The organism is Streptococcus sp. HMSC077F03 (genome assembly GCF_001812375.1).
Lineage (GTDB): Bacteria > Bacillota > Bacilli > Lactobacillales > Streptococcaceae > Streptococcus > Streptococcus oralis_S.
Genome location: NZ_KV808765.1, coordinates 54897 through 63031, shown reverse-complemented (window position 1 = coordinate 63031; position 8135 = coordinate 54897). Strand labels below are relative to the sequence as shown.

Genomic DNA, 8135 nt, shown 5'->3' with positions numbered 1-8135 from the left:
GCCACACCTTTTTGCACTTCAGCTGGAGTGGTCGCTGCTTGCGCTTCACTGGCTTCACGGTCTTGTCCAGAAACTGTAGACGCAGTACTTTCCGCAGGTTTAACTGCATCTTCTGTTTGTTTCTTAGAGTCAGGTTGTGCTTGCACTTCTTCTTTTGGCGCTACTGCCGGCTCTTTAGCAGTTGCGTCCGCTTTTTCTGAAGAGCTTGTCGTATCCACACTTGCTTTAGGTGTTGGAATAGACTGTTCTGAAGGAAGAGCTACATCGACTGCTTTTTTGAGAACCTCTGCTGGTAAGTCGCTCTTTTCACTCACCGAAGTAGCGTCTGGCACGAATTGGGCAGGGGTCGGATTGACGACATCAGCACGCGCAGAACTTGGTTGACCGACTAGGACAAAGAAGCCACTAGCCACAACAACTGAAGCAACACCGACACTGAGACGGCGAATTGACCAACGAGTATATCTCTGATTTGGATTGAATTTCATAGGATTCTCCTTAGAGTTTTCTTTTTTTGATGACTCTAGTATAATCTCCTAAAATTAAAAAGGATTAAGAAAAAGTTAAAATTTTTCTTAAATCCCTCTTATAAAATACTTATATTGACTCGTTAATTATTGGAAAGAGAGTACCCTTCCTCTCCTACTCACTCAGTTCAGCTAGGGTGTCCAAATGTTGGTTATTAATGACGGCCATGATATAGGCATCTGCCTGCAAGAGGTCATTGGGTCCGAATTGGACATCCAGAGGAGCATTTTCGTAGGAACGAAAGCCAAGTACGTTGAGGTTGTATCGCCCACGTAAATCTAGCTGACTAAGGCTTTTACCTACCCACGATTGGGGGATTTTCATCTCGACAATCGATACATTCTTGTCCAGCTGAAAGACATCTACGCTGTTATGAAAGAGGATGGTCTGTGCCAATGAGCGCCCCATTTCAAACTCTGGTGAGATGACTGCGTCTGCCCCAATTTTTTCTAGAACCTTTTTAGCTGTATGACTTTTGACCTTGGCAATGACGGTCGGCACTCCGAGACTCTTGCAGTGCATGACCGCGAGAACACTAGACTCCAGATTTTCACCCGTTGCGACAACTACGGTATCACAGGTGTCAATCCCCGCTGACAGAAGGAGTTCTTCATCCGTGATATCTCCAACTACCCCACGCGCCAGCACAGGTTCAAATTGATTAATGCGTTCCTCGTGGTCATCAATAGCAATGATATTCATGTCATGCTTGGCTAGGGCTGCCAAAACACTGCTCCCAAAAATTCCCAAACCTAAAATTCCAATTGTCCGATCTGACATCGTTCTTCCTTTCTTATCCGATAGTGATATCTGCTTTCATATAGTGAATCGTATCTTTCTTGTCTGGCTGGTATTCCGCTACACTGACCAGTAATGTCAAGGGACCAATACGGCCAATAAACATCAACAACATAACGATGCTGAGGGCTATCTTGCCTAGCTCTGGTGTTAAATTTGCCGTCACCCCAACTGTCGCAAGGGCTGAAATGGTCTCAAACATGAGGTAAATAAAACGCGGATTCCCCTCTGCTGTTATCCCTAGCAGGATCAAGCCCAGCAAGAAGGTCAGCAAGAAGATAATAAAGACACTGAAAGATTTTTGCACGGTTCGGGGTTCAATGGTCCTCCGAGCCACATTGGCATGAGGCAAGCCCAATAGTTCGCTACGAGCGAAGACCAACAAGACAAAGAAGGTCGTAATCTTGAGCCCCCCTGCTGTCCCCCCAGGTGCCCCTCCCAGAAACATCTGCAGGATATAGATGAACAAGGTCACCGGTCGAGCCTGGGTGTAGTCAATGGAAGCAAAACCTGCCGTTCTCATGCTGACGGTCTGGAAGAAACTAACCAGCAATTTCTCTGGAGCGCTGAGATTTCCAATCGTTCCAGGATTGTTCCACTCGATGAACAAAGTCGATACGGTTCCAAAGAGCAGAATTCCCGCCGTTAAAAAGAGAACCAACTTGGTATGGAAACGCAGGCGGCGTTTTTTCTTCTTCCCAAACTGGGTCGCTAGGTCAAACCAGACCATAAATCCTAGACCACCCGTGATAATCAAACCCGCAATCACTAGATTGATCAAGGGGTCCGTTTGAAAGGCTACCAAACTCGTACTTCCAAAATTATCAAATCCAGCATTACAGAAAGCTGAAACAGCCAAAAAGATAGAAGTTAACACCCCTCGTCCCCAGCCAAATTCAGGAATGAAGCGGAAACTCAGGAGAAAGGCACCGAGCCCTTCCACCAAAAAAGTCGTCAGAAAGATCGAGCGGATGAAGTCCTTTAGAGACTGGGTTTCTCCATAACTGAAACTTTCTTGAATAGTCTCACGGCCACGAAGACTGAGCTTTTGCTTGCCTTGGATATAAAAGATTCCGATAAAGGTCATGAGCCCCAAACCACCAATCTGGATCAAAAGCATACAGATCAACTGGCCCCAGATATTATAAGTCGAAGCCACTGGCAGAGTGAAAAGCCCTGTCACACAGACCATGGACACGGTCGTAAAGAGATGGTCAAAGTAGGTCGCTTGTGACGTTTCTGCTTGCACAAAGGGGAGACTTAAAAGGAGAGAACCCAAGAAGATTACTAGGGCAAAACTTAAAAAGATGCGACGGGCTGGCGACAAGCGTCCCAGTATCGTCTTGATTTTTTCCAAAAAAGATTTGAATAACATAACTACATTCTACCATAAAAACAGTCAGAACACTCACATGTGGTGCACAATGGCAAGACAGAGTTCGAGTGCCTTATCAAAAGCTTCAGAGCCCCAGTCACGACTGTTGTAGTTGTCCAGATCTGCCAAGGAATCTGCGGTAAAGAGTAATTCTCCCCAGACAACTCCACGTAGCTGAGCTACTGCCGCAAGAGCAGAGCACTCCATCTCCACAACAGCACAGCCTTCTTCCTTGCGATAGGCAACCTTTTCAGCCGTCTCTCGGTAAAAACCATCTGTCGTCCAGGTCATGACTTCCTCGTAAGGAATGCCTCTTTGTTCTAAGACTTGCTCAATGGCAGAGACAGCCTCAATCTGCATCTCCATATAACGAGAAGGCGCTACATAATGGTAACTGGTCCCCTCATCTCGCAAAGCACGAACAGGGACGAGAAAGGCATTCTCCTCTATATCGGCTAGGACGCCACAGGTTCCAGTGGAAATGATTTGCTCCACACCATAGCCAATCAACCAATCCATAAACTGGGCCGCTGGGGCAGAGCCTACGGGCGCCTGGGCCAGACAAATCTCCTCGCCCTTGTAGTTGAGGACATAGACTGGATAAGTCTTGGTGACCGAAACGAACTCACCAACACAATCCGCCCCTACTTCCTTAGCGTAGCGGTCAATCTCCTCCTCCAAAAATGCATAGATACACTTCTTTGGCAACTTTAAGTCTAACCCCTCATATGTTGGCATAAGAACCGCTTGGGGGTTATCATCAAACTCTAAAATGGGAATTGTATGCTTCTGAATCATAACCCACCTCCTCTAATTTTGTACTATTGTATCAAAAGCTGACGGAGTGTCAAGGAGTTGTCTTTAGCAAGCCAGAAAACTCCTCTTCCATACATTTAAGAAATCGTTGCACTGCTGGAGAGGTCGGTTTCTGTTTTGGCAAAGTGATTGAGGACTATCACCAAAATACCAAATCCAATAACAAAAAAGACATGAATCTGAAATAAGCAGAACATGTCTTTTTTAGCTTGTTTGAAAGTCAAGTAAATAAACCTTAGTTCTTCTAGAACTCCCTTATTTCCACAAACCACCTAAAATCTGTTTTTCTAATAAGTCTAAGTCTTCCTCTTTTATTTCTCCATTATCGCTAACGATATAAAGTTGAGCGAAGTAAGCCAACAATGGACCAACACAAATACGAACCATTTGAGGAATCGTTATCTCTGGATTTACACGTGGATCTGCTAGCAATTCCTTATGAAGCACTCGAAGTTTATCTTGAATAGCATTCCAGATAAAAATCTGTTCATTTTTTAGTTTCTTATTTGAAAAACTCTCCTGCAGAATGATTTTCATCAAAGCACGATTTTTTTTGAGATAGCTCATACGATCGTGGACGAGATAACGAACCCTCTCTTCTGTCGTTTCAAAAGCTAAGAGTTCCTCAAAAAAACTACCGAAAATGCTTGGGACTACAGGATGTAAAATAGCCGTCAGTAGATCATCCTTCGTCTTAAAATACTTAAACAAAGTTGCCTGGCTTAGTCCAGCACGCTCAGCTATGTGAAGAGTTGAGGTCCCATGGTAACTCCTAGTTGATATGAGATCCACTGCTGCCTGCATGATTTTTTTCTTTCCTTGAGGGTAATTCGCTTCTTCTAAGTAATCTTCAAACGATTCAAAAACAGTCTTATCCATCTAATCTTCACACCTTTTTAGCATTATTTATGTTGATTTCTAAACTTTACGATAACGACGCAATCCAACAATATTGAGAATTGTTAAAATGATCAAGAAAATCATTAAAACACCAAGATTTGGCAAAATATCACCAAGATTGTGTCCGTAAAGAATAATCTGGCTTATTGCATCACCAGAATAGGTTAATGGCAAAAATTTCCCCACAGTTGGAGCCCATTCTCCCATGGATGACAATGGAATAATTCCTGAGAAAAAAAGTTGGGGCATAATCACGAGAGGAATAAATTGCATCATTTGGAATTCTGATTTTGCTAGAGTAGACAAGAGAATTCCAAAAGCTAGTGCTACAAGAGCCAGTACCACATTAACTATTATAACATTTAAAATACTTCCTACAACTTCTACATCTAGTAGCCAAATTGCTGCTAAGACGACAACTGCCGTTTGAAAAATCGCAATAATACCGTAAGACAACATATAGCCATAGACGATTTCAGATCGTTTCACTGGTGTTGCTAACAAACGTTCTAGTGTTCCACTGGTGCGCTCTTTCAAAAGCGCCATACCTGAAATCAAAAAGACAAAGAAGAAAACTACAAAACCTATCAAAACCGGAATCATACTGGTAAAGAAGCTTGTATTTTCATCTCCATACTGATAAGACTCCTTGATTTCTGGTGTTTTTGCGTCCAAGTCCAATTGTGGAAGAGCTTGTTTGACACGAGATAGTAACTGATCGGTGCCTTCACTAGCGATACTTGTTCGTAACACTTGTCGTATCATAGATGTCTTGGAGGCATCTGTATTTGCGTAGTCGACCTGATACTCACCGTCTTTATAAGAAATCACAGCATCGACTTTTTCATTTGCTAGCGCTTCTTTGGCCTGATCTAAGTCTTGATAAGTCTCGATGTCCACATGATCAAGCTCATCCATTTTCGTTACCAAACCAGTTGGTAGATCCTGTGTTGCTAACTTGACATTCACGGTTGTACTAGCTGAAAACATGAGGTTCATCAACCACATGATAAAAACAGGTGCTATAAACATCAGGGCTAGAGTTCGTTTGTCACGAAGTAATTCTTTGATGACCTTTTTTGCAATCGCTATTGTTCTCATTTTACTCACCTTCTGCTTTTAAAAATACTTCTTCAATACTTGAAACTTGATAACTTTCTTTTAAGTGTTGCGGTGTATCAAAAGCAATGATTTTTCCGCCTAATAATAAGCCGACCTTATCCGTCAACTCTGCTTCATCCATAACATGGGTAGTAACTAATATCCCAACCCCATTGTCTCTAAGCGCGAATAATTCTTTCCAGATTTTCTTTCGAAGAGAAGGGTCGATTCCAACTGTCGGTTCGTCCAAAATCAAGAGTTGAGGATTTCCTAAAAGCGCGATAGCCAGTGACAAACGCCGTTTCATTCCTCCAGAATAACCAGATACCGCCTTGTTTAAGTAGTCTGTCAGATCTACTACTTGAGCTATATAAGCAATTTCCGCCTTCAGGTCTTTTTTAGAAAGCCCCTTTAGCTGACCAAAAAATTCCAGATTTTCTTGGCCTGACAAGGACTCGTATAAAGCATCTGACTGGGCCATATAACCAATGTCTCCTAAAATATAGCGATTGGGCATAGTGTGATTTAACACTAAAGCTACGCCTCCATCAGCCTTTTCCATTCCTAACGTAGTCTTAATCATAGTTGATTTACCAGCACCAGACGGACCAATTAATCCTATAATTTCTCCTGGCTGCAATTCAAAGCTGACATGATTCAGAACTATTTGATGGTCAAAAGATTTTACTAAATCTTGTAAATGTAGTAATGTTTTCATTTACTTCCTCCTTGGTGAGTTAATACTCACTTTTTAAATCACCGAAGCTATTATAGTGAGTAATCACTCACTTGTCAAGAGAAAGGGTTAAATTCTTTAAAAAAATAAAACACCAGATTCGTATCTGATGTTTATAATGGATAGCTATTGCTTTTAGAGCTGTTTCTAAATCTCTTCACGATACTCCGAAATGGTCTTTCCTGTCCACTTTTTAAAGGCCTATTCTTCCTCTACTTCTCTCAGCCAATCCTACTACTGTCATCACAATAGCAACCTTGATAACCTTAGCTATGGAAATTCACTTTATCCGTTTTTATATGAAACAGACCAAGAAGTTCTCAACTCCGGATTGGTATTTATTCTAGAAAATCCTTCCTACATAAAACTCTCCCTTCTCTTTCGAGAAAGGAGATTCTTTTTTATCCTTGTCCGCCAGGGGCTGGACCGTCGCCTTGAGGGCCTCCATTTGGTCCACCGCCTCCAGGTATAGAATTGACGATTTCCGTTTGTTTTTCACCGTTGAGATAGATATCTCCACCTGTGTAGGTCGCTGTTCCATCAAAGTCAAAACCTGTTTGACCAGTCATTTTAATGGTCCCACCTGTGACCGTCACGTTCCCGTTTGAGTCGATTGGGTCTGTGTCTCCTTGGCCGACTTCTACTGTCAGGTTCCCACCGTTCATAGTGAATAAGATTTCACTCTGTGGGGCGTTTTTGTTGGCTGCATTAACCCCATCATCTGTCGAATAGATGCTAATATCCCCACCGTTGATAGTGATTGACTTGCCTTCAAGTCCTTCTGTCGAATTCTTGACGGTGTAGGTACCACTATCGATAACCAGATCTCCAGAAGCGTGGATGCCATCATCTCCTGCTGTGACGGTGATGTTGTTGTTGGATAGGTACATGGTTCCGACTGAAGTATCCTCGTCATTGTCCACCTTTACGCCATCTTCCTTGGCATCGATAGTCATGGTCGTACCAGTGATGTTGAGTTCATCATTGACATTAAAGGCATCGCCAACTGCTGTGATGTTATAGGTTCCACCCGTGATGTGGAGGGTGTCGTTGGCCTTGATACCATTGTTCTTCTTGCCATCTACATTGAGAGTTCCTTTCCCGTTGATGGTCAAATCCACCTTAGAAAAGAGAGCTGCGTCTGCTTTTTCGTCACTGTTAGAGCTTGAGTCAGAGAGACTGTTGGTGGTTCCCTCTGCTAGAGTCAAGTAGACATGACCAGCTGATGTCGCAGATATCGCTGCATTGGTATTGGTCATGGTCGCGCCTTTTAGGACTAGATGAACATCTGCAGACTTATCTGCCTCGATCTTGATCTGCACTCCGTCAGACTGACCTGAAATCACATAGGTCCCAGATTTTGTGATGGTCACTGTTGATTCAGAGACTGTCACGCCATCCCCAAAGACGTTTGCAGATGAGCCAGATAACTCAATCTTAGAAGCTGTACTTTCATCATAAGAGGTATCATTGTCCTTCTCTGTAAAATAGGATGATTGGTTTGTCTTTGTTGCAGTTGTTGTTGCACTATTTGTCGTTGCATTGGTATTGGATGTAGTTGTTGACTGGGCACATGCTGCCATCAGCACTATTGCCGTTAAACTCGTTGCGAGTAGGGTCCATTTTTTTGATTTCATAGCTTTTTCCTCTCCTTCGTATGATATAGCTAGACAGTCTACAGAAGATTCCTGAAACAAAACTAAAACTTTTCTGAAAGTTTCCTTAAATTCAGTTTCGCTCAGTATTCTTTTGAAAGGGCTACTAGAAACAATTTGAGAGTACTAAAATGCATTTAATAGTTTTTAAAAGCAACATTCCCAAGTGCGATGTTTCCTTGACCAAGAAAGCCAAAAAGAAGAAAAATCTATAAGACTAAAGCTC

General features: G+C 42.6%; 8 protein-coding genes. All 8 read right to left on the bottom strand.

Features of this window, described 5'->3' with window-relative positions:
- On the bottom strand, window positions 1–488 hold a 488-nt coding region (locus HMPREF2853_RS10050), incomplete at its 3' end, for a YSIRK-type signal peptide-containing protein (RefSeq protein WP_261674233.1).
- A gap of 154 nt (window positions 489–642) precedes the next feature.
- A complete protein-coding gene (locus HMPREF2853_RS03060) occupies window positions 643–1308 on the bottom strand; it encodes a potassium channel family protein (RefSeq protein ID WP_001283884.1) in 666 nt (221 codons plus the stop codon).
- A 13-nt stretch (window positions 1309–1321) separates the two neighbouring features.
- Entirely contained in the window at window positions 1322–2701 is a 1380-nt protein-coding gene (locus HMPREF2853_RS03055; RefSeq protein WP_070534813.1) for a TrkH family potassium uptake protein, read from the bottom strand.
- Window positions 2702–2734: 33 nt separating this feature from the next.
- On the bottom strand, window positions 2735–3499 hold the full coding sequence (locus tag HMPREF2853_RS03050; protein ID WP_070534811.1) for a nucleoside phosphorylase: 765 nt from the start codon (window positions 3497–3499) through the stop codon (window positions 2735–2737).
- Window positions 3500–3772: 273 nt separating this feature from the next.
- Complete coding sequence (locus HMPREF2853_RS03040; protein WP_070534809.1) at window positions 3773–4396, bottom strand: TetR/AcrR family transcriptional regulator; 624 nt, start codon at window positions 4394–4396, stop codon at window positions 3773–3775.
- A 39-nt stretch (window positions 4397–4435) separates the two neighbouring features.
- Window positions 4436–5518: an ABC transporter permease gene (locus HMPREF2853_RS03035; protein ID WP_070534807.1), complete on the bottom strand. Its 1083-nt coding sequence runs from the start codon at window positions 5516–5518 to the stop codon at window positions 4436–4438.
- Between the two features lies 1 nt (window position 5519).
- Window positions 5520–6236 carry an ABC transporter ATP-binding protein gene (locus HMPREF2853_RS03030; RefSeq protein ID WP_070534805.1) on the bottom strand — a complete coding sequence of 239 codons (717 nt, stop codon included), beginning with the start codon at window positions 6234–6236 and terminating at the stop codon, window positions 5520–5522.
- 419 nt (window positions 6237–6655) lie between these two features.
- A complete protein-coding gene (locus tag HMPREF2853_RS03025) occupies window positions 6656–7891 on the bottom strand; it encodes a carbohydrate-binding domain-containing protein (protein ID WP_070534803.1) in 1236 nt (411 codons plus the stop codon).
- Window positions 7892–8135: the final 244 nt, after the last annotated feature.

Excerpts from the sequence above, each read along its gene's own strand:
- HMPREF2853_RS03050 (WP_070534811.1), bottom strand. The coding sequence starts at position 3,499 with ATGATTCAGAAGCATACAATTCCCATTTTAGAGTTTGATGATAACCCC.
- HMPREF2853_RS03030 (WP_070534805.1), bottom strand. The coding sequence starts at position 6,236 with ATGAAAACATTACTACATTTACAAGATTTAGTAAAATCTTTTGACCAT.
- HMPREF2853_RS03025 (WP_070534803.1), bottom strand. The coding sequence starts at position 7,891 with ATGAAATCAAAAAAATGGACCCTACTCGCAACGAGTTTAACGGCAATA.
- HMPREF2853_RS03040 (WP_070534809.1), bottom strand. The coding sequence starts at position 4,396 with ATGGATAAGACTGTTTTTGAATCGTTTGAAGATTACTTAGAAGAAGCG.
- HMPREF2853_RS03060 (WP_001283884.1), bottom strand. The coding sequence starts at position 1,308 with ATGTCAGATCGGACAATTGGAATTTTAGGTTTGGGAATTTTTGGGAGC.
- HMPREF2853_RS03035 (WP_070534807.1), bottom strand. The coding sequence starts at position 5,518 with ATGAGAACAATAGCGATTGCAAAAAAGGTCATCAAAGAATTACTTCGT.
- HMPREF2853_RS03055 (WP_070534813.1), bottom strand. The coding sequence starts at position 2,701 with ATGTTATTCAAATCTTTTTTGGAAAAAATCAAGACGATACTGGGACGC.